This window comes from Rhodococcus sp. ACS1, assembly GCF_002300155.1.
GTDB classification, from domain to species: Bacteria; Actinomycetota; Actinomycetes; order Mycobacteriales; family Mycobacteriaceae; genus Rhodococcus_F; species Rhodococcus_F koreensis.
The window spans coordinates 652,504-676,616 of sequence record NZ_NSDZ01000010.1; the positions used below are offsets into that span (position 1 = coordinate 652,504).

At 68.4% G+C, this 24,113-nt stretch carries 24 protein-coding genes; 19 read left to right on the forward strand and 5 right to left on the reverse strand.

The window, feature by feature from the left end; genetic code table 11:
- Both CJ179_RS41415 and CJ179_RS41420 read right to left on the reverse strand, forming a co-directional pair.
- Nucleotides 1–414 (reverse strand): DUF1801 domain-containing protein, encoded by a 414-nt coding sequence (locus tag CJ179_RS41415; RefSeq protein WP_095865294.1) that lies wholly within the window; start codon nucleotides 412–414, stop codon nucleotides 1–3.
- Nucleotides 415–448: 34 nt separating this feature from the next.
- Nucleotides 449–832 carry a DUF1844 domain-containing protein gene (locus CJ179_RS41420; protein ID WP_072949283.1) on the reverse strand — a complete coding sequence of 128 codons (384 nt, stop codon included), beginning with the start codon at nucleotides 830–832 and terminating at the stop codon, nucleotides 449–451.
- 401 nt (nucleotides 833–1,233) lie between these two features.
- Between CJ179_RS41420 and infC the strand changes: the two genes are divergently transcribed.
- The 17 genes from infC (at nucleotide 1,234) to CJ179_RS41505 (ending at nucleotide 19,611) form a co-directional block, all read left to right on the forward strand.
- The gene (infC, locus tag CJ179_RS41425) at nucleotides 1,234–1,881 is read left to right on the forward strand and encodes a translation initiation factor IF-3 (protein WP_072949281.1); all 648 of its coding nucleotides are present in this window, start codon (nucleotides 1,234–1,236) and stop codon (nucleotides 1,879–1,881) included.
- A 57-nt stretch (nucleotides 1,882–1,938) separates the two neighbouring features.
- Nucleotides 1,939–2,133, forward strand: coding sequence for a 50S ribosomal protein L35 (gene rpmI / locus CJ179_RS41430; RefSeq protein ID WP_005247390.1), 195 nt, complete (start codon nucleotides 1,939–1,941; stop codon nucleotides 2,131–2,133).
- Nucleotides 2,134–2,197: 64 nt separating this feature from the next.
- Nucleotides 2,198–2,587 carry a 50S ribosomal protein L20 gene (rplT, locus tag CJ179_RS41435; protein WP_005247385.1) on the forward strand — a complete coding sequence of 130 codons (390 nt, stop codon included), beginning with the start codon at nucleotides 2,198–2,200 and terminating at the stop codon, nucleotides 2,585–2,587.
- A gap of 38 nt (nucleotides 2,588–2,625) precedes the next feature.
- Nucleotides 2,626–3,435: an RNA methyltransferase gene (locus CJ179_RS41440; RefSeq protein ID WP_095865295.1), complete on the forward strand. Its 810-nt coding sequence runs from the start codon at nucleotides 2,626–2,628 to the stop codon at nucleotides 3,433–3,435.
- A gap of 93 nt (nucleotides 3,436–3,528) precedes the next feature.
- Nucleotides 3,529–4,614, forward strand: a complete 1,086-nt coding sequence (gene pheS / locus CJ179_RS41445) for a phenylalanine--tRNA ligase subunit alpha (protein ID WP_072949334.1) — start codon at nucleotides 3,529–3,531, stop codon at nucleotides 4,612–4,614.
- A gap of 67 nt (nucleotides 4,615–4,681) precedes the next feature.
- The gene (pheT, locus tag CJ179_RS41450; protein WP_095865297.1) at nucleotides 4,682–7,168 is read left to right on the forward strand and encodes a phenylalanine--tRNA ligase subunit beta; all 2,487 of its coding nucleotides are present in this window, start codon (nucleotides 4,682–4,684) and stop codon (nucleotides 7,166–7,168) included.
- 43 nt (nucleotides 7,169–7,211) lie between these two features.
- Complete coding sequence (locus tag CJ179_RS41455) at nucleotides 7,212–7,610, forward strand: hypothetical protein (protein ID WP_095865298.1); 399 nt, start codon at nucleotides 7,212–7,214, stop codon at nucleotides 7,608–7,610.
- Between the two features lie 68 nt (nucleotides 7,611–7,678).
- Nucleotides 7,679–8,734 carry an N-acetyl-gamma-glutamyl-phosphate reductase gene (argC, locus tag CJ179_RS41460; protein WP_072949274.1) on the forward strand — a complete coding sequence of 352 codons (1,056 nt, stop codon included), beginning with the start codon at nucleotides 7,679–7,681 and terminating at the stop codon, nucleotides 8,732–8,734.
- Nucleotides 8,731–9,975 carry a bifunctional glutamate N-acetyltransferase/amino-acid acetyltransferase ArgJ gene (argJ, locus tag CJ179_RS41465; protein ID WP_072949272.1) on the forward strand — a complete coding sequence of 415 codons (1,245 nt, stop codon included), beginning with the start codon at nucleotides 8,731–8,733 and terminating at the stop codon, nucleotides 9,973–9,975. Before argC ends, argJ begins: the two co-directional genes overlap by 4 nt.
- Nucleotides 9,972–10,898 carry an acetylglutamate kinase gene (gene argB / locus CJ179_RS41470; RefSeq protein ID WP_072949270.1) on the forward strand — a complete coding sequence of 309 codons (927 nt, stop codon included), beginning with the start codon at nucleotides 9,972–9,974 and terminating at the stop codon, nucleotides 10,896–10,898. Before argJ ends, argB begins: the two co-directional genes overlap by 4 nt.
- Nucleotides 10,895–12,094, forward strand: coding sequence for an acetylornithine transaminase (locus tag CJ179_RS41475; protein ID WP_072949269.1), 1,200 nt, complete (start codon nucleotides 10,895–10,897; stop codon nucleotides 12,092–12,094). Before argB ends, CJ179_RS41475 begins: the two co-directional genes overlap by 4 nt.
- Nucleotides 12,091–13,038, forward strand: coding sequence for an ornithine carbamoyltransferase (gene argF, locus CJ179_RS41480; protein WP_072949267.1), 948 nt, complete (start codon nucleotides 12,091–12,093; stop codon nucleotides 13,036–13,038). The genes CJ179_RS41475 and argF overlap by 4 nt, the downstream gene beginning before the upstream one ends.
- Nucleotides 13,035–13,595 carry an arginine repressor gene (locus tag CJ179_RS41485; RefSeq protein ID WP_095865299.1) on the forward strand — a complete coding sequence of 187 codons (561 nt, stop codon included), beginning with the start codon at nucleotides 13,035–13,037 and terminating at the stop codon, nucleotides 13,593–13,595. The genes argF and CJ179_RS41485 overlap by 4 nt, the downstream gene beginning before the upstream one ends.
- Before the next feature lie 47 nt (nucleotides 13,596–13,642).
- The gene (locus CJ179_RS41490; RefSeq protein WP_005247359.1) at nucleotides 13,643–14,842 is read left to right on the forward strand and encodes an argininosuccinate synthase; all 1,200 of its coding nucleotides are present in this window, start codon (nucleotides 13,643–13,645) and stop codon (nucleotides 14,840–14,842) included.
- A gap of 2 nt (nucleotides 14,843–14,844) precedes the next feature.
- Nucleotides 14,845–16,263 carry an argininosuccinate lyase gene (gene argH / locus CJ179_RS41495; protein ID WP_072949265.1) on the forward strand — a complete coding sequence of 473 codons (1,419 nt, stop codon included), beginning with the start codon at nucleotides 14,845–14,847 and terminating at the stop codon, nucleotides 16,261–16,263.
- A 106-nt stretch (nucleotides 16,264–16,369) separates the two neighbouring features.
- Nucleotides 16,370–19,360, forward strand: a complete 2,991-nt coding sequence (locus tag CJ179_RS41500) for an acyl-CoA synthetase (protein ID WP_095865300.1) — start codon at nucleotides 16,370–16,372, stop codon at nucleotides 19,358–19,360.
- 38 nt (nucleotides 19,361–19,398) lie between these two features.
- Nucleotides 19,399–19,611 carry a Trm112 family protein gene (locus CJ179_RS41505; protein WP_072949263.1) on the forward strand — a complete coding sequence of 71 codons (213 nt, stop codon included), beginning with the start codon at nucleotides 19,399–19,401 and terminating at the stop codon, nucleotides 19,609–19,611.
- Here CJ179_RS41505 and CJ179_RS41510 read toward each other — a convergent pair whose 3' ends face one another.
- The 3 genes from CJ179_RS41510 to CJ179_RS41520 are packed head-to-tail and all read right to left on the reverse strand — an operon-like array spanning nucleotide 19,612 to nucleotide 21,721.
- On the reverse strand, nucleotides 19,612–20,238 hold the full coding sequence (locus CJ179_RS41510; protein ID WP_095865301.1) for a TetR/AcrR family transcriptional regulator: 627 nt from the start codon (nucleotides 20,236–20,238) through the stop codon (nucleotides 19,612–19,614). It lies immediately after the preceding gene.
- Nucleotides 20,235–20,990 (reverse strand): ABC transporter permease, encoded by a 756-nt coding sequence (locus CJ179_RS41515; protein WP_072949261.1) that lies wholly within the window; start codon nucleotides 20,988–20,990, stop codon nucleotides 20,235–20,237. Before CJ179_RS41515 ends, CJ179_RS41510 begins: the two co-directional genes overlap by 4 nt.
- Complete coding sequence (locus CJ179_RS41520; protein ID WP_072949260.1) at nucleotides 20,990–21,721, reverse strand: ABC transporter ATP-binding protein; 732 nt, start codon at nucleotides 21,719–21,721, stop codon at nucleotides 20,990–20,992. Before CJ179_RS41520 ends, CJ179_RS41515 begins: the two co-directional genes overlap by 1 nt.
- A 39-nt stretch (nucleotides 21,722–21,760) precedes the next feature.
- On the opposite strand from CJ179_RS41520, the gene CJ179_RS41525 reads away from it, so the two are divergent.
- Both CJ179_RS41525 and tyrS read left to right on the forward strand, forming a co-directional pair.
- Entirely contained in the window at nucleotides 21,761–22,432 is a 672-nt protein-coding gene (locus CJ179_RS41525; protein ID WP_072949259.1) for a DNA-3-methyladenine glycosylase, read from the forward strand.
- Between the two features lie 8 nt (nucleotides 22,433–22,440).
- Nucleotides 22,441–23,718, forward strand: a complete 1,278-nt coding sequence (gene tyrS / locus CJ179_RS41530) for a tyrosine--tRNA ligase (protein ID WP_095865329.1) — start codon at nucleotides 22,441–22,443, stop codon at nucleotides 23,716–23,718.
- Nucleotides 23,719–24,113: the final 395 nt, after the last annotated feature.

A 24,113-nucleotide genomic window follows, 5' to 3' on the forward strand; every position in this document is an offset into this window, starting at 1 on the left:
TCAGAGCGCGCGGGCGGCCGCCACGGATCGGTTCACCAGCGAGACGAGAACCGACTCGTCGACGTCGGCGAGTTTCTTGACGTAGAGGCAGCCCTTGCCGACCTTGTGCTTGCCGAGCGCGGCGAGTTCGGCCTCGTGCTCGGTGAAGTCGAGGGAGAGATACAGGGTGAGTGCCGCCGCCCGCGGCGAGAATCCGATCAGGGCGGTGTCGCCCTCGTGGCCGCTGGCGTACCGGTAGTAGCGGGAGCCGAATCCGACGATGCTGGTTCCCCACATCGCGGCGGGCTCTCCCGTCGCGGCGGTGAGCAGTTCCACCAGTCGTGCGCTGTCGGCGCGCTTCACCGGGTCGACGACCGTGGCGAGAAACTCGTCGACGCCGGCCGAAGTCTGCTCGGTCTTGTTGCGGCCCGCCATCTCAGTACCCCGCCATCTCGGTGCCTGCCGTCTCTCAGTACACCGGTCCGGTGTACTTCTCACCCGGACCCTTGCCGGGCTCGTCCGGGTGCGAAGACGCTTCGCGGAACGCGCGCTGCAGTGCCTGCAGGCCTTCGCGGATCGGCCCCGCGTGCGGTCCGAGGTACTCGATGGACGCGGTCACCAGGCCGGCGAGGGCCGTGATGACTCGTCGGGCCTCGTCGAGGTCGCGGTGGGGGCTGGAGTCGGGGTCGGCGTCGGACAGGCCGAGTTTCTCGGCTGCCGAACTCATGAGCATGACCGCGGCCCGGCTGATGACCTCGACCGAGGGAACGTCGGCCAGTTCCCGGACGTCGGTATTCTGGTCACCGCCGCTCACGGTGCCGTCGTTCGGGGTGTCATCGATGTTGTCCGTCATGCCCTAGAGGATTCCACCAGCGGCCGATGACATGGCGGCCAGGTGGCCGTGGGACGCAACGTCCCGGCATCGATTAGCTCGCGACGTGCGCAAATGTTACCCTTGGTGCAACGACCGCCTTCGGATTTGTCGGGGGCAGCAAGTGGAGTCCGACTCCCACCTCTGCGCGGCAGGTAAAACTGCAGCTCAGTGGTCCGGTCGCTCGGTCCGAGGTTACTCGGCTCGAGTTCCTCGAGTGTGAGGAGATGAGGGATCGGCGTGAGCCGTGAGTTCGTCTGATCGGTCGACATCGGGCCCCGCATGGTGAGAGTCATTCACCGCAGCGGGGCTTTTTTGTTGGGAATCCGGGCGTACGGGCTGCTGGCGGTCTCGAGACAAGACCGTTCAACCTAGGAGGCCCCATCAGCACTGAGACCCGCATCAACGATCGCATCCGAGTTCCCGAGGTCCGCCTCGTCGGACCCGGAGGTGAACAGGTTGGCATCGTGCGTGTTGAAGATGCACTCCGCTTGGCCCTCGAGGCCGATCTCGACCTGGTCGAGGTGGCCCCCGACGCTCGCCCGCCGGTCTGCAAGATCATGGACTACGGCAAGTTCAAGTACGAGGCCGCGCAGAAGGCTCGTGAGTCGCGCAAGAACCAGCAGCTCACGGTCATCAAGGAGCAGAAGCTCCGCCCCAAGATCGATGATCACGACTACGAGACCAAGAAGCGCAATGTCGTTCGCTTCCTCGAGGCCGGATCCAAGGTCAAGGTCACGATCATGTTCCGCGGACGTGAGCAGTCGCGTCCGGAGCTCGGTTTCCGGCTTCTGCAGCGTCTCGGTGCAGACGTCGCCGATCTCGGGTTCGTGGAGACGTCCGCCAAGCAGGACGGTCGAAACATGACGATGGTGCTCGCTCCGCACAAGGGCGCGAAGACCCGTGTCAAGGCGCAGGAGAGCGCCGCCGCGCCGCCGGCGCAGCGGGCAACTCCCGCACCGGCACAGGCTCCGGCGACACCTGCGGAGCAGGCGGGCGGCACTACGCCCGGCGAAGCGCCGACCAGCTAGTCCGACTACACCAGCACGACCCGGATCACCGTCCGGATACAGAGAACTGAGGACTCCATGCCCAAGTCGAAGACCCACAGCGGCACCGCGAAGCGATTCAAGGTGTCCGGCAGCGGAAAGATCCTGCGCCAGAAGGCCGGTCGCCGCCACCTGCTCGAGCACAAGGCCACCAAGGTGACCCGTCGCCTCGATGGCGTGGCTGTCGTCAGCAAGGCTGACACTCCTCGCATCAAGCGCCTGCTCGACATCTGAGTCGACACCCCTTTTACTGACCACCCGGGGCAGCTCACCGCCCCAAGATTGACAGGATTTTTCAGTGGCACGCGTAAAGAGGGCGGTAAACGCCCAGAAGAAGCGTCGTTCGATTCTCGAAGCCTCCAGCGGCTACCGCGGACAGCGCTCGCGCCTGTACCGCAAGGCCAAGGAACAGCAGCTCCACTCGCTGACCTACGCCTACCGTGACCGCCGTGCGCGCAAGGGCGACTTCCGCAAGCTGTGGATCACGCGTATCAACGCCGCTGCACGGGCGAACGACATCACGTACAACCGCCTGATCCAGGGTCTGCGTCTGGCCGAGATCGAGGTCGACCGTAAGAACCTCGCCGAGCTGGCAGTGTCCGACGCCGCGGCATTCGCCGGCCTCGTGGCCCTCGCCAAGGCAGCCCTTCCGGCTGACGTGAACGCTCCGGCCGGAGAAGCAGCCTGAGTCTCGCACCCGGGCCTTTCGAGCCTCGGAAACGACCCGTGGACCCGCTCACCGAGCGCACCCCACGGGTCGTTTCTGCTGTCAAGCTGCTGCGCACCGCGGAACGACGCAAGGTTGGGCGCTTCCTGGTGGAGGGGGAGAACTCCGTCGGCGAGGCACTCGCCACCCACCCGGTGCACGACCTCTTCTACACCGCGGACGCGGAGCAGCGGTACTCGACGCTGATCGACTGGGCGCACGCCGTGGGTGTCCGCACGTCGCTGGTGACGGATCGGGCGGTTCGTGCGCTCAGCGACACGGTGACCCCGCCGGGTCTCGTCGCGGTGTGCGATCTCCTCGACGTTCCGCTGGCCGAGGCGATGGGTCCCGGAACCCGCCTGCTGGCGGTTCCCGTCGCGGTCGCGGAGCCGGGCAACGCGGGCACCGTCATCCGGGTCGCGGACGCGGTAGGTGCGGACGCGGCGATTCTCGCGGGCGACAGCGTCGACCCGCACAACGGAAAATGTGTCCGGGCGTCCGCCGGAAGTCTCTTCCACCTTCCGGTGGTGCGTGAACGGGACACGGCCGCGGTTCTCGACAGCATCAGCGCGGCGGGCATCCAGTTGCTCGCCACGGCGGCGGACGGCGAAGTCGATCTGGACGACGCCGACGAACTCCTGGCCCGCCCCACGGCGTGGTTGTTCGGCAACGAGGCCCATGGCCTCGATGCGCCCACCGCGGCGCGAGCGGACCACCGGGTGCGGATCCCGATCCACGGTCGCGCCGAGAGCCTCAACCTGGCGACGGCGGCGTCGATCTGCCTGTATTCGAGCGCCCGGGTCCAGAACCGCAAGCGAACCGACAGCTGAAACGGCGAAAATCGGATCGCATAGGATTTGACGGCGAGCTGTTCGGTTTCGTCGAGAGTGTTGACTGAAAGAACGTAAGGAGTGGCACCGGTCGTGGCTAAAAAAGAGGGCGCTGCCTCCACGGGGGTCGAAGGCGGCGCGATCGATGCGAGTGCGCTCACCGAGGACGCCCTGACCGCGGCGGCGGAGAGCGCCGAGAAGGCGTTCGCGTCGGTGGCGGATCTCGACGACCTGGCGAAGGCCAAGGTCGAGCACATGGGCGACAAGTCGCCGATCGCCCTCGCCCGCCGCGGACTGGGAGCCCTTCCGGGCAAGGAGAAGGCCGACGCGGGCAAGCGCGTGAACGTCGCCCGCACTCGGATCAGTGCGGCGTTCGACGAGCGCCGTGCCGTGCTGCTCGCCGAGCGCGACGCCGCCGTTCTCGTGGCCGAGGCCATCGACGTGACGCTGCCGTCGCAGCGTCAGCCGGTGGGTGCCCGCCACCCGATCAGCATCATCTCCGAGCAGGTCGAGGACGTGTTCGTGGCCATGGGCTGGGAGGTCGCCGAGGGGCCGGAGGTGGAGACCGAGCACTTCAACTTCGATGCCCTGAACTTCCTGCCCGATCACCCCGCGCGGACGATGCAGGACACGTTCCACATCGCACCGGAGGGTTCGCGACAGGTGCTCCGCACGCACACGTCGCCGGTGCAGGTGCGCACGATGCTCTCGCGCGAGGTGCCGATCTACGTGGTGTGCCCCGGACGGACGTTCCGCACCGACGAACTCGACGCGACACACACCCCCGTCTTCTCCCAGGTGGAGGGGCTCGCGGTCGACAAGGGCCTCACCATGGCGCATCTGCGCGGCACGCTCGACGCGTTCGCCCGCGCACTGTTCGGTCCCGAGACCCGCACCCGGATGCGCCCGAACTACTTCCCGTTCACGGAACCGTCCGCCGAGGTGGACGTGTGGTTCCCGAACAAGAAGGGCGGCGCGGGCTGGGTCGAGTGGGGCGGCTGCGGAATGGTCAACCCGAATGTGCTGCGCGCCTCCGGAATCGACCCCGACGTGTACACCGGGTTCGCGTTCGGCATGGGGCTCGAGCGCACACTCCAGTTCCGGAACGGGATCCCGGACATGCGCGACATCGTCGAGGGCGACGTGCGGTTCACGCTGCCCTTCGGTGTCCAGGGCTGACCCCGCGTCACCCGGATCCCGTCCACCACAGTCACGACATCTTCACGAACGAGAGAGCTGAGCAGACGTGCGAGTAGCGCAATCCTGGCTGACCGAGATCCTGCAGCGTGCCACCCCGGACTGGGACGTCACCGCCGAGGAACTCGACGCAGGTTTCGTCCGGGTCGGGCTCGAGGTCGAGGAAGTCGACCGGCTCGAGCCCGTCGACGGCCCCCTCGTGGTCGGCAAGGTTCTCGAGATCACCGAGCTCACCGAATTCAAGAAGCCGATCCGCTTCTGCACGGTGGATGTGGGGGCGGCCGAGCCGCAGGGCATCGTGTGCGGCGCCCGGAACTTCGCCGAAGGCGACCTCGTGGTGGTCGCGCTCCCGGGCGCGGTCCTTCCCGGTGGTTTCGCCATCGCGTCCCGCAAGACGTACGGGCAGGTCTCCGACGGGATGATCTGCTCGGTGGCCGAACTGGGCATCGGCAAGGATCACTCGGGCATCCTCGTCCTCGAGCCGGGCACCGCACTCCCGGGTGCGGACGCCAACGAGTTGATGGGTCTGCACGACACGGTCATCGAACTCAACATCACCCCGGACCGCGGCTACTGCTTCTCTGTCCGCGGGCTCACCCGTGAACTGGCGTGCGGGTTCGACCTGGACTTCGCCGACCCCGCCGCGGTGCCGCCGTCTCCGGCGGACGGGGAGGCGTGGCCGATCCGCGTCGAACCCGAGTCGAAGGCGACGCGCTTCGCCGCCCGCCGGGTGACGGGTATCGATCCGAATGCGGTGAGTCCGTGGTGGCTGCAGCGCCGGTTGCTGCTGTCGGGTGTCCGGCCGATCTCGCCGGCCGTCGATGTCACCAACTACGTTCTGCTCGAACTGGGCCAGCCGCTGCACGCGTTCGACGCCGCGAAGATCAGCGGCGAGCTCGTCGTGCGCCGCGCGGTGGAGGGGGAGAAGCTGACGACTCTCGACGAGACCGAGCGCGTCCTCGATCCCGAGGACGTCGTGATCGCCGACGATTCGGGGGTCCTGTCGCTGGCAGGCATCATGGGTGGCGCGTCCACCGAGGTCGGACCCGGAACCACCGACATCCTGCTCGAGGCGGCCACGTGGGATCCGCTCGCGGTGTTCAAGACCGCGCGCAGGCACAAGCTGACGAGCGAGGCGGGCAAGCGTTTCGAACGCGTCGTCGATCCCGAGATCCCCGTTGCGGCACTGGACCGCGCTGCCGCACTGCTCGTCGACATCGCCGGCGGACGGGTCGAGTCGGCGCTCACCGACATCGGCGAGGTCACCCCGCACCAGCCCATCCACATGGACATCGACCTCCCCGACCGCGTGGCGGGCGTCGACTACCCCACCGGCACCGCGGCACGCCGCCTGACGCAGATCGGCTGCAACGTCGAGGTCGGCGTCAGCGACAGCGGGCACGGCCAGCTCGTCGCGGCCCCGCCGTCGTGGCGGCCCGACCTGGTACAGCCCGCCGACCTGGTCGAGGAAGTGCTGCGCCTCGAGGGTCTCGAGAAGATTCCGTCGGTGCTGCCCGCGGCCCCCGCAGGTCGCGGGCTGACGCCGACGCAGCGCCGCAAGCGGGCCGTCGGCCGCGCCCTGGCGTTCTCGGGGTACGTCGAGATCCTTCCCCCCGTCTTCCTGCCCACCGCAGTCTTCGACACGTGGGGGCTGGACCCGGAGGATCCGCGCAGGAACACCGGCCGGGTGCTCAATCCGCTCGAATCGGATCGGCCGGAACTGGCCACGACGTTGCTGCCCGGACTGCTCGAGGTCCTCGCCCGCAACGTCTCCCGCGGTCAGCGCGACCTGTCGCTGTTCGGCATCGCGCAGGTCGTGCTGCCCGGCGCGGACACGAAGCCGGTCGCGGCGCTGCCGGTGGACCGTCGTCCGACCGACGAGCAGATCACGGCGCTGCTGCAGTCGCTGCCGGATCAGCCGGTGCACGTGGCGGCGGTGCTCACCGGGCAGCGTGAGCCGAGTGGTCCGTGGGGCGCGGGACGCGCAGCCGACGCCACCGACGCGTTCGCCGCAGCCCGCACGGTGGCCGCCGCGGCCGGTGTCGAGCTGGAGTTCCGCGCGACGCAGTACCTGCCGTGGCACCCGGGCCGGGGCGCGGAACTTCTCGTGAACGGCGTAGTCGTCGGACACGCGGGCGAGTTGCACCCCGCGGTGCTCGAGCGCGCCGGGCTTCCCCCGCGGACGAGTGCCGTGGAGATCGATCTGAGTGCCCTGCCGCTGGTGGAGAATCTGCCTGCGCCGAAGGTCTCGCCGTTCCCCGCCGTCCTTCAGGACGTGGCGGTCGTCGTCGACACCGCGGTTCCCGCCGCCGAGGTCCAGGCGGCCCTGCGGTCGGGTGGCGGGGAACTCCTCGAGGACATCCGGTTGTTCGACGTGTTCGAGGGTGAGCAGGTCGGGGAGGGCCGGAAGTCGCTGGCGTTCGCGCTGCGATTCCGGGGCGCCGACCGCACTCTGACCGAGGACGAGGCGAGCGCCGCTCGCGATGCCGCGGTCGCCGCGGCGACCGCGGCGGTGGGTGCCGAACTGCGCAGCTGACCCGTAGCCTGGGTGGAGGGCCCGGGACGGTGAGGAGCAGGCGATGACCGAGGTGCGCGACGTCGTGGCGGCGGCCAGTCAGTTGACCGACGCCGAGTTCCTCGAGGTGGTGCGTGCGGTGGCCGCCGGACGTCCGGGTCTCGGCGCGCTTCTCGCGGCCGTGGACGTGGGTGCGGCGATTCCGGCCGAGGATCCGGTGACCGCGGAGGTCGTGCCCCACATCGTGCTGGGTGTGCCGGAGCCGGACTACACCCCGGGCGGTGTCCCGACGTTCGACCGCGTACGTGAGCGGATCGAGGGACGGTTCGGCACGGCGATGGGCTCCTCGGAACTCGCGCACGACAGCCCGTCGGGGCAATCGCTGGAGGATGCGTGGGAGAAGCGGGAGAAGGCGGGTAAGGCCAAGCTCGACGAGATCCGGCGGTCGCTCGGCAAGCAGTGACCGCGGTTTCCGTCCCGCCGAAAGACCACGTTGTGTATTAGCTTGCATGATGATGCATAATCAATCGTATGACTGAGCACGCGGGAAAACCGATCAGGATTGCCGTCGCCGGCGCGAGCGGATACGCCGGTGGCGAAGTGCTGCGTCTGCTGCTGGGGCACCCGTCGTATGCGGACGGTTCGCTCGTCATCGGCGCGCTCACCGCCGGCGGCAACGCCGGCTCGACCCTGGGCTCACACCATCCGCATCTGCTTCCCCTCGCCGACCGAGTGCTTGAAGACACCACCGTCGACACGCTCTCCGGTCACGACGTGGTGTTCCTCGGTCTGCCGCACGGCAATTCGGCGCAGTACGCGAAGGACCTGCCCGAGTCCACGGTCATCATCGACTGCGGCGCGGACTTCCGGCTGACGAACGCCGAGGACTGGGAGCGGTACTACAAGAGCCCGCACGCAGGTAGCTGGCCGTACGGACTTCCGGAACTTCCCGGTGCCCGCGAGAAGTTGGCGGGCGCCACCCGCATCGCCGTCCCCGGGTGCTTCCCGACGGTGTCGAGCCTGGCGATGGCTCCCGCGGTCGCGGCGGGCGTCGTCGAACCGCGGGTCACGATCGTCGCGGTGACCGGCGCGTCCGGCGCGGGACGTGCCCCCAAGGCCGATCTGCTCGGCTCCGAGGTGATGGGTTCGGTCCGCGCGTACGGCGTCGGCGGCGTGCACCGCCACACACCGGAGATCATCCAGAATCTCTCCGAACTCGCCGGTGAGCGTGTCACCGTGTCGTTCACCCCCGTGCTGGCGCCCATGCCGCGCGGCATCCTCGCCACCTGCACCGCGGTCACCACGGCGACCGAGGACGAGGTGCGCGCGATCTACGAAAAGGCTTACGCGGACGAGCCGTTCGTGCACGTGCTGCCCCAGGGCGTGCTGCCGCAGACCGGGGCGGTCATCGGATCGAACGCGGTCCAGATCGCGGTGACGGTCGACGCCGACGCCGGACAGATCGTCGTGATCGCCGTGATCGACAACCTTGCGAAGGGCACCGCCGGGGGAGCGGTGCAATCGATGAATCTTGCGCTTGGACTACCCGAGACCGCCGGTCTCTCGACAGTGGGAGTTGCCCCGTGAGCAGTGACAGCACGATCGATCCGCACCCGACCCGGGAAGTCGCCGGCGGCACCCTGGTCCGCAGCCAGGGGGTGTCGGGGCCCGCGGGCTTCCGCGCGTCCGGGATCAAGGCGGGTATCAAGGCGAGCGGAAACGCCGACCTGGCCCTCGTCCTCAACGAGGGGCCGGAACTCGCGGCGGCGGGCGTCTTCACCGCGAACAAGGTGAAAGCCGCCCCCGTGCTGTGGTCGCAGCAGGTGCTCACCACGGGCAGGCTGCGCGCCGTCGTGCTCAATTCGGGTGGTGCCAACGCGTGCACGGGTGCGGGCGGATTCCAGGACGCGCACAAGACGGCCGAGGAAGTGGCGTCGGCGCTGAGCAACTGGGGCACCGAGACCGGTGCCGTCGAGGTCGCGGTGTGCTCGACCGGTCTGATCGGCGACCGCCTGCCCATGGACAAGGTCCTGACCGGCGTCACGGAGGCCGTCCACGAACTCGCAGGCGGAATCTCGGGTGGCACCGACGCCGCGTACGCGATCATGACCACCGACACGGTGCCGAAGCAGGCCGCCCTGCATCATGCGGGCAAGTGGAACGTCGGCGGGATGGCGAAGGGCGCCGGCATGCTGGCGCCGGCGCTGGCGACGATGCTGTGCGTGGTGACGACAGACGCCGTCGCGACCGCCGCTCAACTCGACGCCGCGCTGCGGGCCGCCACCCGGCTGACGTTCGACCGACTGGACGTCGACGGTGCCACCTCGACCAACGACACCGTGCTGCTGCTCGCGTCCGGTGCGAGCAACGTGACACCCACCCAGGACGAACTGAACGCGGCCGTGACGGCCGTCTGCGACGATCTGGCCGAGCAGATGATGGCCGACGCGGAGGGCGTCACCAAGCGGGTGCAGGTCACCGTCAGCGGCGCGGTCAGCGAGCACGACGCGCTGATCGGGGCCCGGACGGTGGCGCGGGACAGCCTCGTCAAGACGGCGCTGTTCGGTTCCGACCCCAACTGGGGCCGGGTCCTCGCCGCGATCGGCATCGCGCCGATCGAACTGGACCCCGACAAGATCTCGGTGTCGTTCAACGGCGCCCCCGTCTGCATCGACGGCGTCGGCGCCCCGGGTGCGCGGGACGTGGACCTGAGCGACATCGACATCGCCCTCGACATCGACCTGGGTCTGGGCGAGCACGCGGTGACCATCCGGACCACCGACCTCTCGCACGCCTATGTCGAAGAGAATTCGGCGTATTCGTCATGACAGCGGCCAGCGAAGCGCTCACCGGCATCACCGATCACCAGAAGGCACACGTCCTGGCGGAGGCGCTGCCGTGGCTGCAGCAGTTCCGCGACAAGGTCGTCGTCGTGAAGTACGGCGGCAACGCCATGGTCGACGACGCGCTGAAGACGGCGTTCGCCGCCGACATGGCGTTCCTGCGGACGGTCGGAATTCAGCCGGTCGTCGTGCACGGCGGCGGCCCCCAGATCAATGCCATGCTCGGAAAGCTCGGCATGACAGGGGAATTCAAGGGCGGCTTCCGCGTCACCACCCCCGAGGTGATGGACGTCGTCCGGATGGTGCTGTTCGGTCAGGTCGGCCGCGAACTGGTCGGGCTGATCAACGCCCACGGACCGTACGCCGTCGGGATCTCCGGCGAGGACGCACATCTGTTCACCGCCACCAAGCGCACCGTGATGGTCGAGGGCAGGCCGACGGACATCGGACTCGTCGGCGACGTCACGACCGTGAATCCGGAGGCTGTTCTCGACCTCATCCGCGCGGGCCGAATTCCCGTGGTGTCGACCATCGCCCCCGACTCGGACGGTGTGGTGCACAACATCAACGCGGACACCGCCGCCGCCGCGCTCGCCGAGGCCATCGGCGCCGAAAAGCTCGTGGTCCTCACGGATGTCGAAGGGCTGTACACGAACTGGCCGGACCGCGATTCGCTGGCCACCGAGATCGACGTGGACGCGCTCGCGCAACTGCTGCCGAGTCTCGACGCAGGCATGGTGCCCAAGATGGAGGCCTGCCTGCGCGCGGTCCGCGGCGGGGTACCCACCGCGCACGTCATCGACGGCCGCCTCGCGCATTCCGTTCTGCTCGAACTGTTCACCGGCGAGGGCATCGGCACGATGGTCACGCCCGCCCCGACTTCACCTACCGAGGGAGTTGCCCCATGACCGGAACCCCGGAACTCCAGCAGCGCTGGTCCGGCGCCCTGATGAACACGTACGGCGTCCCCCGGGTGGCACTCACGCGCGGTCAGGGTGCGGTGCTCACCGACGCCGACGGCAAGGAGTACGTCGACTTCCTCGCCGGCATCGCCGTCAACATCCTCGGGCACGCACACCCGGCGATCATCGAGGCCGTCACGGCGCAGTTGTCGACCCTCGGTCACGTGTCGAACCTGTACGCCAGCGAGCCGGCGATCGAACTGGCCGAGAAATTGCTGTCCCATCTGGGCGCACCCGGGCGCGTGTTCTTCTGCAATTCCGGCACGGAGGCCAACGAGGCGGCGTTCAAGCTCGCGCGGGCCACGGGACGATCGAAGATCATCGCGGCGGAGAACTCCTTCCACGGCCGGACGATGGGCGCTCTCGCGCTCACCGGGCAGGCCGCCAAGCGGGCGCCGTTCGAGCCGATGCCTCCGGGTGTCATGCACGTGCCGTACGGCGACCTCGACGCACTCGACAAGGCCGTCGACGCCGACACCGCAGCCGTGTTCCTGGAGCCGATGATGGGCGAGGGCGGAGTCGTCGTTCCGCCGGAGGGATACCTCGCAGGCGCACGGCAGATCACCGCCGATCGCGGCGCACTGCTCGTGCTCGACGAAGTGCAGACCGGGATCGGCCGCACCGGCTGGTTCTACGCTCACCAGGCGGTCGGGATCGTGCCCGACGTCATGACTCTCGCGAAGGGCTTGGGGGGCGGGATGCCGATCGGCGCGTGCATCGCCACCGGCGCGACCGCGGACCTGTTCGGGCCGGGCAAGCACGGCACGACGTTCGGCGGGAATCCTGTCTGCGCGTCGGCGGCGCTCGCCGTGCTGCGGACCATCGCCGAGGACGACCTCATCTCCCGCGCCGACACGCTCGGCAAGACGCTGTCGGCAGGCATCGAAGGTCTCGGCCACCCGCTGATCGACCACGTCCGCGGCGCCGGACTGCTGCTCGGCATCGTCCTCACCCAGGACGTGGCCCCCGCGGTGGAGAACTCCGCCCGCGAGGCCGGATACCTGATCAACGCCGCGCAGCCGGGCGTCGTCCGGCTCGCTCCGCCCCTCGTCCTCACGGACGAGCAGGCCGAAGGATTCGTCGCGGCGCTGCCTGCGATCCTCGACAACGCGCAATCGGCCGCTCAGCCGGGAAAGCAGTGACGACCGTGGTGAAACACTTTCTCCGGGACGACGACCTCACCCCCGAACAGCAGGCGGAGGTCCTCGAACTCGCCGCCAGGCTGAAGAAGGCCCCGTTCGCCGAACGTCCGCTCGAGGGCCCCCGCGGGGTCGGCGTGATCTTCGAGAAGAACTCCACGCGTACCCGGTTCTCGTTCGAGATGGGCATCGCGCAGCTGGGCGGTCACGCGATCGTCGTCGACGGGCGCAGCACCCAGCTCGGCCGCGAGGAAACGTTGCAGGACACCGGCCGCGTCCTGTCGCGGTACGTCGACGCCGTGGTGTGGCGCACGTTCGGGCAGAAGCGGCTCGAGGCGATGGCGTCCGGCGCCGACGTCCCGATCGTCAACGCGCTGTCCGACGAGTTCCACCCGTGCCAGGTTCTGGCCGACCTGCAGACCCTCGCGGAGCGGAAGGGCTCGCTGAAGGGTCTGAAGCTCACCTACCTCGGTGACGGCGCCAACAACATGGCGCACTCGCTGATGCTGGGCGGTGTCACCGCAGGCGTCGACGTGACCATCGCCAGCCCCGAGGGATTCGCACCCCTGCCCTGGGTGGTCGACGCAGCCCGCGCGCGGGCCGCCGACACCGGCGCGACCATCACCCTCAGCGAGGATCCGCAGGCGGCGGTCGTCGGAGCGGACGCACTCGTCACCGACACCTGGACGTCGATGGGCCAGGAGAACGACGGACTCGACCGGGTCGGCCCGTTCCGCCCGTTCCAGATCAACGAGGCGCTGCTCGCGAGGGCCGATGCCGATGCGGTGGTCCTGCACTGCCTGCCCGCCCACCGCGGCGAGGAGATCACCGACGCGATCCTCGACGGACCGCAGAGCGTCGTCTGGGACGAGGCGGAGAACCGCCTCCACGCGCAGAAGGCACTGCTGGTGTGGCTGCTCGCACAACGAACCGGGGACCGTCCGTGAATGCGGCACCGCCGCAGCGCGCAGGTGCGGCACCGCCGCAGCGCACAGGTGCGGCACCGCCGCAGCGCACAGCGAACGCGGCAACGGCGCCGACCCGGGCGGGTCGGCAGGCGCGCATCGTCGCGATCCTGTCGAACAACCCGGTCCGCAGCCAGACCGAACTCGCGGCGCTGCTCGCGGCCGAAGGCATCGATGCCACCCAGGCCACGTTGTCGCGCGACCTCGAAGAACTCGGTGCCGTGAAACTCCGTGCCGCCGACGGTGGCGCCGGGGTGTACGTGGTGCCCGAGGACGGAAATCCCGTCCGCGGCGTCTCCGGCGGAACCGACCGGCTGTCGCGGTTGCTGGGGGAGCTACTGGTGTCGACCGATGCCAGTGGCAACATGGCGGTGCTGAGAACTCCCCCGGGGGCAGCGCACTATCTGGCGAGCGCACTCGATCGGGCATCATTACCTGACGTCGTGGGAACCATCGCGGGGGATGACACCATTCTCGTGGTGGCACGCGAGCCGCTGAGCGGGGCGGAACTCGCGGCCAAGATCGAATCCCTCGCCTGACAACTGAATCATCTCTACAGATCTTCAACCTAAGGAGCACAAGGACCATGGCCGATCGCGTCGTACTCGCCTACTCGGGCGGGCTGGACACCTCAGTCGCCATCAGCTGGATCGGCAAGGAGACCGGCAAGGAAGTTGTTGCTGTCGCCATCGATCTCGGCCAGGGCGGCGAGGACATGGAGGTCGTGCGCCAGCGTGCACTCGACTGCGGTGCGGTCGAATCGGTCGTGGTGGACGCGCGCGACGAATTCGCCGACGAATACTGCCTGCCGACCATCCAGGCCAACGCCCTCTACATGGACCGCTACCCCCTCGTGTCGGCCATCAGCCGCCCGCTGATCGTCAAGCACCTCGTCGAGGCCGCGCGTGCCCACGGCGGCACCACCGTCGCGCACGGCTGCACCGGCAAGGGCAACGACCAGGTCCGGTTCGAGGTGGGCTTCGGATCGCTCGCTCCCGACCTCGACGTCATCGCACCGGTCCGCGACTACGCATGGACCCGGGAGAAGGCGATCGCGTTCGCCGAGGAAAACGAGATCCCGATCAACGTCTCCAAGAAGTCACCGTTCTCGATCGACCAGAACGTGTGGGGCCGCGCCGTGGAGACCGGGTTCCTCGAGGACCTGTGGAACGCGCCGACCAAGGACGTCTACGACTACACGCAGGATCCGACCGTCAACTGGCAGGCCCCGGACGAGCTGATCATCAGCTTCGAGGCCGGACGCCCCGTCGCGATCGACGGCAAGCCCGTCAGTGTCCTCGAGGCGATCCAGGAACTCAACCGCCGCGCAGGCGCCCAGGGTGTCGGCCGCCTCGACGTCGTCGAGGACCGTCTCGTCGGCATCAAGAGCCGGGAGATCTACGAGGCTCCCGGTGCCATGGTGCTCATCAACGCGCACCAGGAACTCGAGCACGTCACGCAGGAACGCGAACTCGGTCGCTACAAGCGTCAGACCGAGCAGCGCTGGAGCGAGCTGGTGTACGACGGCCTGTGGTTCTCCCCGCTGAAGGTCGCGCTGGACACGTTCATCGAGAAGACGCAGGAACGCGTCTCCGGTGACATCCGGCTGGTGCTGCACGGCGGTGCGATCATCGTCAACGGCCGCCGCAGCAACCAGTCGCTGTACGACTTCAACCTGGCCACCTACGACGAGGGCGACACGTTCGACCAGTCGTACGCCAAGGGATTCGTCCAGATCCACGGACTGTCCTCGAAGGTCGCGGCGAAGCGCGATCTGGGTCTCTAGGTATGAGTGCTCACGGCACCAACGAAGGAGCCCTCTGGGGTGGCCGGTTCGAGTCCGGACCGGCCGCCGCCATGGCGGCGCTGAGCAAGTCCACTCACTTCGACTGGGTGCTGGCCCCGTACGACGTGCGCGCCTCCCAGGCGCACGCCCGGGTGCTGCACAAGGCCGGCCTGCTCGGTGACCAGGACCTGGCGACGATGCTCGACGGTCTCGGCAGGCTCGCGGCCGACGTCGCGAGCGGCGAGTTCGTCCCGAGCGAATCCGACGAGGACGTGCACGGGGCGCTCGAGCGCGGTCTGATCGATCGGGTCGGTCCCGAGGTCGGGGGACGCCTGCGCGCCGGGCGTTCGCGCAACGATCAGGTGGCGACGCTGTTCCGGATGTGGCTGCGGGACGCCGTCCGCCGCGTCGCCGAGGGTGTGCTCGACGTCGTCGACGCCCTCGCCACGCAGGCCGCCGCGCACCCCTCCGCGGTGATGCCGGGCAAGACCCACCTGCAGGCCGCGCAGCCGGTGCTGCTCGCGCACCACCTGCTGGCGCACACGCACCCGTTGCTCCGTGACGTTCAGCGGCTGCGGGACTTCGACGTGCGGGCGGCCGTGTCGCCGTACGGTTCCGGAGCACTGGCCGGATCGTCGCTCGGACTCGATCCGGAGGCGATCGCCGCGGAGCTCGCGTTCGATTCGTCGGCCGAGAACTCGATCGACGCCACGTCGTCGCGGGATTTCGCGGCCGAGGCGGCGTTCGTGCTCGCGATGATCGGCGTCGACCTGTCGCGGATGGCCGAGGAGGTCATCCTGTGGAGCACTCCGGAATTCGGCTACATCACGCTCGCCGACGCCTGGTCGACCGGCTCGTCGATCATGCCGCAGAAGAAGAACCCCGACGTGTCCGAGCTGACCCGCGGCAAGTCGGGCCGGCTGATCGGCAACTTGACCGGTCTGCTGGCGACGCTGAAGGCGCAGCCGCTCGCGTACAACCGGGATCTGCAGGAGGACAAGGAACCGGTCTTCGATTCGGTGGCGCAGCTCGAGTTGCTGCTCCCGGCGATCACCGGACTGGTCTCCACCCTCGAATTCCACACGGATCGAATGGCGGAACTGGCACCGGCGGGCTTCACGCTGGCCACCGACATCGCCGAGTGGCTCGTCCGTCAGGGCGTCCCCTTCCGCGTCGCGCACGAGGCTGCGGGGGCGTGTGTCCGCGTCGCCGAGGCGCGGGGCGCCGGACTCGAGGATCTCACCGACGAAGAACTCGCCGGAGTCGATCCGGCTCTCACCCCGGACGTGCGGGAGGTGCTCACCGTCGAGGGCTCGATCGCCTCGCGTAACGCCCGCGGCGGTACGGCCGGTATCCGTGTGGCCGAACAGTTGGGCGGGGTCCGTCAGCTGTCCGAGTCGCTGCGCGAGTGGTGTCGATGACACCGGCGTCGGACGCCCCGGATTAGGGGCTGTGTGACGCGTCGAGCGCAGTAGGGTGAGGGCGGGCGGCAGCGAGACGTGCGTCACGGTTCGAGAGTCTGGGAGAGTGTTCGTGGGACTGAATACCGAAACGGTGATGGGCCCGATCCGTCGCGTGGTGGCGACGGCGCAGAACGGGTTGGAGGTGGTTCGTCTCGGCGGACTCGAGACGGACCTCACCACATCGCCGTTCGAGGTGGTCGAACGCGCACCGATGTATCGGCTCCGACGGTATTTCCCCGACACGGACCCGGCCGACGCCGGACCCCCGATCGTCCTGGTCCCGCCGATGATGATGTCGGCCGACGTCTACGACGTCACACGGGACCAGGGCGCGGTCGGCATCCTGCGCTCGATGGGGATCGACCCCTGGGTCGTCGACTTCGGTTCGCCGGATTCCGAAGAGGGCGGCTGGGATCGGAATCTCGCCGACCACATCGTCGCGATCAGCGAGATCATCGATCAGGTGCGGTCGCACACCGGGCGTGACGTCTATCTCTCCGGATATTCGCAGGGCGGCATGTTCGCCTACCAGGCCGCCGCGTACCGCCGCAGCCGCAACATCGCCGGGCTCGTGACGTTCGGCAGTCCGGTCGACACGCTCGCCGGGCTGCCGTTCGGGATCCCGGCCGGGTTCGCCACCGACGCCGCGGGTTTCCTCGCGGACCACGTCTTCAACCGGCTCGCGGTGTCGGGGTGGATGGCCCGCACCGGGTTTCAGCTCCTCGACCCCGTCAAGACACTGAAGTCGAGGTTGGATTTCCTCCGTCAGTTGCACGACAGGGAAGCGCTGTTGCCGCGGGAGCAGCAGCGACGGTTCCTCGCGACCGAGGGCTGGGTTGCGTGGTCCGGTCCGGCCGTCGCGGAGTTGCTCAAGCAGTTCATCGTGCACAACCGCATGATGACCGGCGGGTTCGTGATCAAGGACCAGGTGGTGTCGCTCGCGGAGTTGACCTGTCCGGTCCTCGCGTTCGTGGGAGAGGTCGACGACATCGGTCAGCCGTTGGCCGTCCGCGGCATCCGCCGGGCCGCCCCACGTGCGAACGTGTACGAATCGACGTTGCGGGCAGGGCATTTCGGTCTCGTGGTCGGCTCGGCCGCGGCGACCCACACGTGGCCGACGACCGGCAAGTGGGTGCTGTGGAACGAGGGGCTGGGGCCGCGCCCCACCAACATCGAGCTCATGCGCTACGACGAGCACTTCGGTAGCGAATCCGGAGTGTCCATCAGCGACCGCATCATTCACACCGTGGCGTCGGTCGCCGAGGTGGGTGTCGGTGTCGGCAAAGGAATCAGCGACTTCGCGTCCGGCGCGTTGCGCGGCACGGTGGAGCTGTCCGGCGAGGCCACGCGGGCGCTGCCCCGGCTGGCCCGGCTCGGCCAGATCCAGCCGCACACCCAGATCTCGCTCAGCCGGTTGCTGGCCGAGCAGCGCCGAAAGGCGCCGGGCGGCGAGTGCTTCCTCTTCGACAATCGCGTGCATACCTACGAGGCGGTCAATCAGCGGATCGACAACGTGGTCCGCGGTCTGATCCAGGCCGGTGTCCGTCCCGCCGCTCACGTCGGCGTCGTGATGCAGACGCGCCCGAGCGCGCTCGCCGCCATCGTCGCGCTGTCCCGTCTCGGTGCCGTCGCGGTCCTCCTGCCCCCGGGGCGGGAAGTCCACACCGCCCTCCGAATCGACGGTGTCGAGCGCATCGTCACCGATCCGGAGAATCTGGACGCCGCGCTCGCCACCGGCATCCAAGTGCTCGTGCTCGGCGGCGGCGCCCAGCGCAATCTCGACGTGGATGCGTCTGCAAACGTCGTCGATCTCGAGAAGATCGACCCCGACGCGGTGACGTTGCCGGGCTGGTACCGGCCCGATCCCGGACTGGCCCGCGAATTGGCGTTCATCATCTGCAGTGAGTCCAACGGGCACTGGGAGACCAAGCAGATCACGAACTACCGGTGGGCGCTGTCGGCGTTCGGAACGGCCTCGGCTGCCGATCTCGACCGCGGTGACACCGTGTATTGCCTTGCGCCTCTGCATCATTCGTCGAGCCTGCTCGCCGCGATCGGTGGCGCCGTGGCGGGTGGATCGCGGATCGCGCTCTCGCGCGGACTCGACCCCGAGCGGTTCGCCGAGGAGGTCCACCGCTACGGCGTCACAGTGGTCAGCTACACGTGGACGATGATGCGCGAGATCCTCGACGCCGAGAACCTCGCGCTCGACGGAAGCCACCCCGTCCGGCTCTTCATCGGATCCGGAATGCCGCAGGGCTTGTGGCGCCGCACGACGGAACGATTCGCACCGGCGAAGGTCCTCGAGTTCTACGCCTCCACCGAGGGCGACGTGGTTCTCGCGAACGTCGCAGGCGCGAAGGTCGGGGCGAAGGGGCGGCCCCTGCCCGGCAGCGCCGAGGTGCGGCTCGCGGCCTACGACCCGATCGCCGGCCGGCTGCTGGAGGACGAGCAGGGATTCATCCGCGAATGCGAGGACGACGAGGTCGGTCTGCTCCTCGGCAGGGCGGGCGTGCACGCCGAGATGTCCGGCGGCGCGATGCGGGGAATCTTCGCCGCGGGCGACGCGTGGATTCCGACGGAGAACCTCTTCCGCCGCGACGCCGACGGGGACTACTGGCTGGTCGACCACAGGAAGACCGTGATCGCGACTCCCCGGGGCGCGGTGTTCACCCAGCCGATCGTCGACGCGCTCGGGTCCGTCGATCGTGTCGACCTCGCGGTGGCCTACGGGGTCGCGGTCGGCGGTCGCACGCTGGCCGTTGCCGCGTTCACCCTCCGCGACGGGCCGCCGCCGAGACTGGCGGAGATCTCCGACGCGCTCGACGCGCTTGCTCCCGCGCTGCGGCCCGACATCATCCAGGTGGTGGGGGACATCCCGCTGGGGTCCTCGTACCGCCCGAATGCCGATGCCCTGAGCGCTGCCGGCCTGCCCAAGCCGGGAACCCGTGTGTGGTACGCCGATCCGGAATCGCACCAGTACCGGCGGCTGACCAAGGCGGTGGCCGCCGAGTTCGAGGACGGCTCCGCCGGAGTGCCCGCCGGCGCGCGGTAGCCTGACACTGCTCACCCGAACGGTTGGAGAGGACTTCCGTGGTTATTGATCCGACGTTGCTCGGCATTCTCGCGTGCCCACAGGACAAGGGTCCTCTGCTGTTGGTCGGAGACGAGTTGCTCTACAACCCTCGCCTTCGGCGGGCGTATCCCATCGAGAACGGGATCCCCGTCCTGCTGATCGACGAGGCCAGGGACGTCGACGCGGCCGAGCACGAGACGCTGCTCGCCCGGGCGGCCGGCGAGGCCTGATCACACCGGCAGATCGCCGGTGAGATAACGCTGCAACGTCGGGGCGACGATCGCGACCAGGTCGTCGACGGGCAGCGACGCGAGTGGCTCGATTTCGAGGATGTACCGCGTCACCAGCACACCGGCCATCTGCGATGCCACCAATTGCATGCGCAGCATGCCGGTTCCGGGTGGTTCGTCGACGCGCGGTCCGAGGTCTCGGAGCACGACCTCGAGGAGGAACGTGCGGATGAGGGTCGGTTCGTTCCCCGCCATCGCGGACCGGAACGCCGCGACCACGGCGGGCTTGTGCGGCGACTCCCAGACCGAGAACACGGCCCGGGCGAGGCGGCTGCCGATCTCGTCCGGCGGGGTGTCGAGCACCGGCGCGATCACCTTCGTCGGGTCCACCGGAATGTCCACCGACGCGAGGAACAGTTGTCGCTTCGTTCCGAAGTAGTGGTGGACCAGAGCGGAGTCGACGCCCGCCCCGGAGGCCACGGAACGGACGCTGGTCTTGTCGAAGCCGTTCTGTGCAAACAGTTTTCGTGCGGCAGTCAGTATCCGTGACCGCGTGTCCGGGTTGCCCGGGCGTCGTCCGGTCCGCAGCCCGGGGGCGCCGTCAGTGCGTGTCGCGGGGTCGGTCATGGTGTGCGGCGCCTCAGCGTCGCGGCGCCCAGCGACAGTGCGAACAGGGCGAAGGCGGCGACCACCGCCAGGTCACGCCACATGAGGCCGGTCGCCCCGGGGTGGGTGGCGACCTGTTGCAACGCCTCGACGGCGTAGCTCAGCGGGAGGACGTTGCTGATCCACTCCAGCCAGGTGGGGAGCTGATCCCGTGGAACGAGGAGCCCGCACAGGAAGAGCTGGGGAACCACGACCACCGGCATGAACTGCACCGCCTGGAATTCGGTGCGCGCGAACGCGCTGCACAGCAGACCGAGTGCCACGCCGAGGATCGCGTTCAGCACGGCGATCAGCAGCACCCACGTCACGCTGCCCTCGGTGGTGAGGCCGAGAAATCCGAACGAGACCGCACACGCCAGCGCCGCCTGCGCCGCAGCGGCGCTGGAGAACGCCGCGGCGTAGCCGCCGAGCAGGTCGAGTTTGCCCATGGGCGTCGTGAGCAGGCGTTCGAGGGTGCCGGACGTCCGTTCGCGTTGCATCGCGATCGACGTGACGAGGAACATCACGACGAACGGCAGGATGCCCAGCATCGTGATCGCGACGCGCTCGAACAGCGATTGCTGACCGGGCGGCGCCGGAACGTTCTGATACAGGAAGTACAGCAGCACCATCAGCAGGCTGGGCACCACCAGAATCATGGCGACCGTGCGGTGATCCGTCCGCAGTTGCGCGAGGATCCGGCCCGCCGTGGCCGCGAAGATCGTGACGTTCATCAGTTCTCACTCCCGACATGTGATGCGCGGATGAGGTTCAGGAAGGCGTCTTCGAGGCTCGTCTCACCGGTCTGTTCCCGGAGCCCGCCGGGGGAGACCTGCGCGAGAACGTAGCCGTCCCGCATGAGCAGGAGCGACGCGCAGTGTTCGGCCTCGTCCATGACGTGGCTCGACACCAGCAGAGTGGTGCCGGCGGCGGCGAGTTCCTCGAACCGCTCCCAGAGTTCGACGCGCAGGAGTGGGTCCAGGCCGACGGTGGGTTCGTCGAGGACGAGGATCTCGGGGCGCGCCACCAGCGCGCACGCCAGGCTGACCCGGCCCAGCTGCCCACCCGACAGATCTGCCGCCTTCTGGGTGGCGAAGCGCGTCAGCCCCACCGCGTCGACCGCTTCGGTGACCGCGCTCGACGGCTGACCGTAGAGCGCGGCGAAGTAGGCGACGTTCTTCCTGACCGTGAGGTCGGCGTACACGCTGGGGGACTGGGTGACGTACCCGACGCGGCTTCGCAACGAGACCGAGCCTGCGGGGGACCCCAGCACGGTGACCGTCCCGGATTCCACGATCTGAGTGCCGACCACGCACCGCATCAGCGTGGTCTTTCCGCATCCGGAGGGTCCGAGGAGGCCGGTTATGGATCCGCTCGGCACCTGGACGTCGATGCCGTGCAGCACCTCGTTCCTGCCTCGGCGCACGTGCAGATCACGGATGTCGATCGCTGCACTGCCATTCATGGCGGGCCTCAATTCATCACTGGGTGAATTCATTGTGTGATGAATTATGCGACCGTCGGGGTGGCGGCGTCAACGGTTGTGGAGAATCGGGACGTGACCATCGATCGACTCGACCGGGCGGAACCCGTGGACGCCGCGCACATCGTCCTCGGATCCACGCTGATCGTCGGCGACGTCCGGATCCGCATCGTCGAGGTGGAGGCGTACGGCGGCGAGAAGGACGGCCCGTGGCCCGACCCGGCTTCGCACTCGTACCGGGGGAGGACGCCGCGCAACGAGGTGATGTTCGGCCCGGCCGGGCACCTGTACGTCTACCGCAGCTACGGGATGCACTTCTGCATGAACGTGTCCTACGGGCCGGTCGGCACCGCGGGCGGAGTGCTGCTGCGTGCGGGCGAAGTGCTCGACGGGTCCGCGACGGTCCGGGCACGCAGACCCCGCGTGACGAGACCGGCCGACTGGGCGCGCGGGCCCGGCAACCTGGGGTCCGCGACCGGCGTCACCCTCGCCGAGAACGGTGCGGCACTGTTCGAAACCGATTCGCCCGTTCGGCTGGAGGTTGCGGATTCGGACGGCTGGGTGAGCGGCCCGCGGGTCGGGGTCAGCACGGCCGCCGACCGCCCGTGGCGCTTCTGGATTCCGGAGTCGCCGGCGGTGTCCGCGTACCGGAGAAGCCCGCGTGCGACGCCCGCCGACGAGCGGATGGGATGATCGAACCCGTGACTGAGAACATCATCGATGAACTGACCTGGCGCGGGCTCATTGCCCAATCAACCGATCTGGACGCGCTGCGCCGTGATCTCGACGCCGGACCGGTCACGCTCTATGCCGGTTTCGATCCGACCGGACCGAGTTTGCACGCCGGCCATCTCGTGCCGCTGCTCGCGCTGAAGCGATTCCAGCGCGCGGGCAACCGTCCCATCGTGCTGGCGGGTGGCGCGACCGGTCTGATCGGCGATCCCCGCGACGTCGGTGAACGCACGATGAACTCCGCCGACACCGTGGCGGAATGGGCCGATCGGATTCGGGGTCAGCTCGAACGGTTCGTCGAGTTCGACGACTCGCCGAGTGGCGCCGTCATCGAGAACAACATGAACTGGACCGGCAAGCTGTCGGCCATCGACTTCCTCCGCGACGTGGGCAAGCACTTCTCCGTCAACGTGATGCTCGCGCGGGACACCGTGAAGCGTCGCCTCGAAACCGACGGCATGTCCTACACCGAATTCAGCTACATGCTGCTCCAGGCCAACGACTACCTGCACCTGCGACGCAGCCACGGTTGTTCACTGCAGGTCGGCGGATCCGATCAGTGGGGCAATATCATCGCCGGCGTCGAGCTGAACCGGCGCGTCGACGCCGAATCGGTTCACGGTCTGACAGTCCCGCTCGTCACGTCGGCGGACGGCAAGAAGTTCGGAAAGTCGACCGGAGGCGGAAGCCTGTGGCTCGACCCGGAGATGACGAGCCCTTACGCGTGGTACCAGTACTTCGTGAACACCGGCGACGCCGACGTGATCAAGTACCTGCGGTGGTTCACTTTCCTCACCGCCGAGGAGCTGGCGGAACTGGAGACGGCCACCGCCGAGCGGCCGCATGCCCGCGAGGCCCAGCGCCGGCTCGCCGCCGAGATGACGACACTCGTGCACGGCGAAGCCAACACCCGTGCCGTGGAGCTCGCGAGCCAGGCACTGTTCGGCCGCGCGGAACTGCAGGACCTGGACGAGCCGACGCTCGGCGCCGCCCTTCGGGAGGCGTCCGTCGCAGAACTCGCGCCGGGCGAGCCGTCCAGCATCGTCGACCTTCTCGTTCTCAGCGGCTTGTGCGAGAGCAAGGGTGCGGCCCGCCGCGCTGTGAAGGAAGGCGGCGCCTCCGTCAACAACCAGAAGATCTCCAGTGAGGACTGGACTCCCGAATCGGGCGATCTGCTGCACGGGACGTGGCTCGTGGTTCGGCGCGGAAAGCGCAACTTCGCCGGCGTCAAAGTGTTGTCGAACTAGCGTGCGGCGGGTCACAGCGGCGTAATTCGGACCTACTCCGTCCGGTGGCCCGCGCGTAGCGCGGGCCACCAGCGGATTTCACGTACCGGATGCCTTTGACCAGGGGATTTGACGCTCCGTTTTCATTCGCGTAACTTATTCCAGGTCAGAGCGACACGGACACCAACCCCGACCGAGAGGCCGGGGACACGAGGTTGGACGCAGGCGCCTGAACTTCCCGAGAACACCGAGCAAGTTTCGATGCTTTCGAGATGTCCTGATCGCCCCGGTTTGCGCCGGGACGCGGCAGGAGATAAGTTGGAACGGTTGCCCCGGAGCGGCTGAAGTTGATACTTCGGCAGTGATGGTGTGCGCGTGTTCTTTGAGAACTCAACAGTGTGTCGATGAATGTCAGT

Excerpts from the sequence above, each read along its gene's own strand:
- CJ179_RS41520 (WP_072949260.1), bottom strand. The coding sequence starts at position 21,721 with ATGAATGGCAGTGCAGCGATCGACATCCGTGATCTGCACGTGCGCCGA.
- argB (WP_072949270.1), top strand. The coding sequence starts at position 9,972 with ATGACAGCGGCCAGCGAAGCGCTCACCGGCATCACCGATCACCAGAAG.
- argH (WP_072949265.1), top strand. The coding sequence starts at position 14,845 with ATGAGTGCTCACGGCACCAACGAAGGAGCCCTCTGGGGTGGCCGGTTC.
- CJ179_RS41515 (WP_072949261.1), bottom strand. The coding sequence starts at position 20,990 with ATGAACGTCACGATCTTCGCGGCCACGGCGGGCCGGATCCTCGCGCAA.
- CJ179_RS41455 (WP_095865298.1), top strand. The coding sequence starts at position 7,212 with ATGACCGAGGTGCGCGACGTCGTGGCGGCGGCCAGTCAGTTGACCGAC.
- rpmI (WP_005247390.1), top strand. The coding sequence starts at position 1,939 with ATGCCCAAGTCGAAGACCCACAGCGGCACCGCGAAGCGATTCAAGGTG.
- CJ179_RS41420 (WP_072949283.1), bottom strand. The coding sequence starts at position 832 with ATGACGGACAACATCGATGACACCCCGAACGACGGCACCGTGAGCGGC.
- CJ179_RS41475 (WP_072949269.1), top strand. The coding sequence starts at position 10,895 with ATGACCGGAACCCCGGAACTCCAGCAGCGCTGGTCCGGCGCCCTGATG.
- CJ179_RS41490 (WP_005247359.1), top strand. The coding sequence starts at position 13,643 with ATGGCCGATCGCGTCGTACTCGCCTACTCGGGCGGGCTGGACACCTCA.
- CJ179_RS41415 (WP_095865294.1), bottom strand. The coding sequence starts at position 414 with ATGGCGGGCCGCAACAAGACCGAGCAGACTTCGGCCGGCGTCGACGAG.
- argC (WP_072949274.1), top strand. The coding sequence starts at position 7,679 with ATGACTGAGCACGCGGGAAAACCGATCAGGATTGCCGTCGCCGGCGCG.
- CJ179_RS41525 (WP_072949259.1), top strand. The coding sequence starts at position 21,761 with ATGAATTATGCGACCGTCGGGGTGGCGGCGTCAACGGTTGTGGAGAAT.
- CJ179_RS41510 (WP_095865301.1), bottom strand. The coding sequence starts at position 20,238 with ATGACCGACCCCGCGACACGCACTGACGGCGCCCCCGGGCTGCGGACC.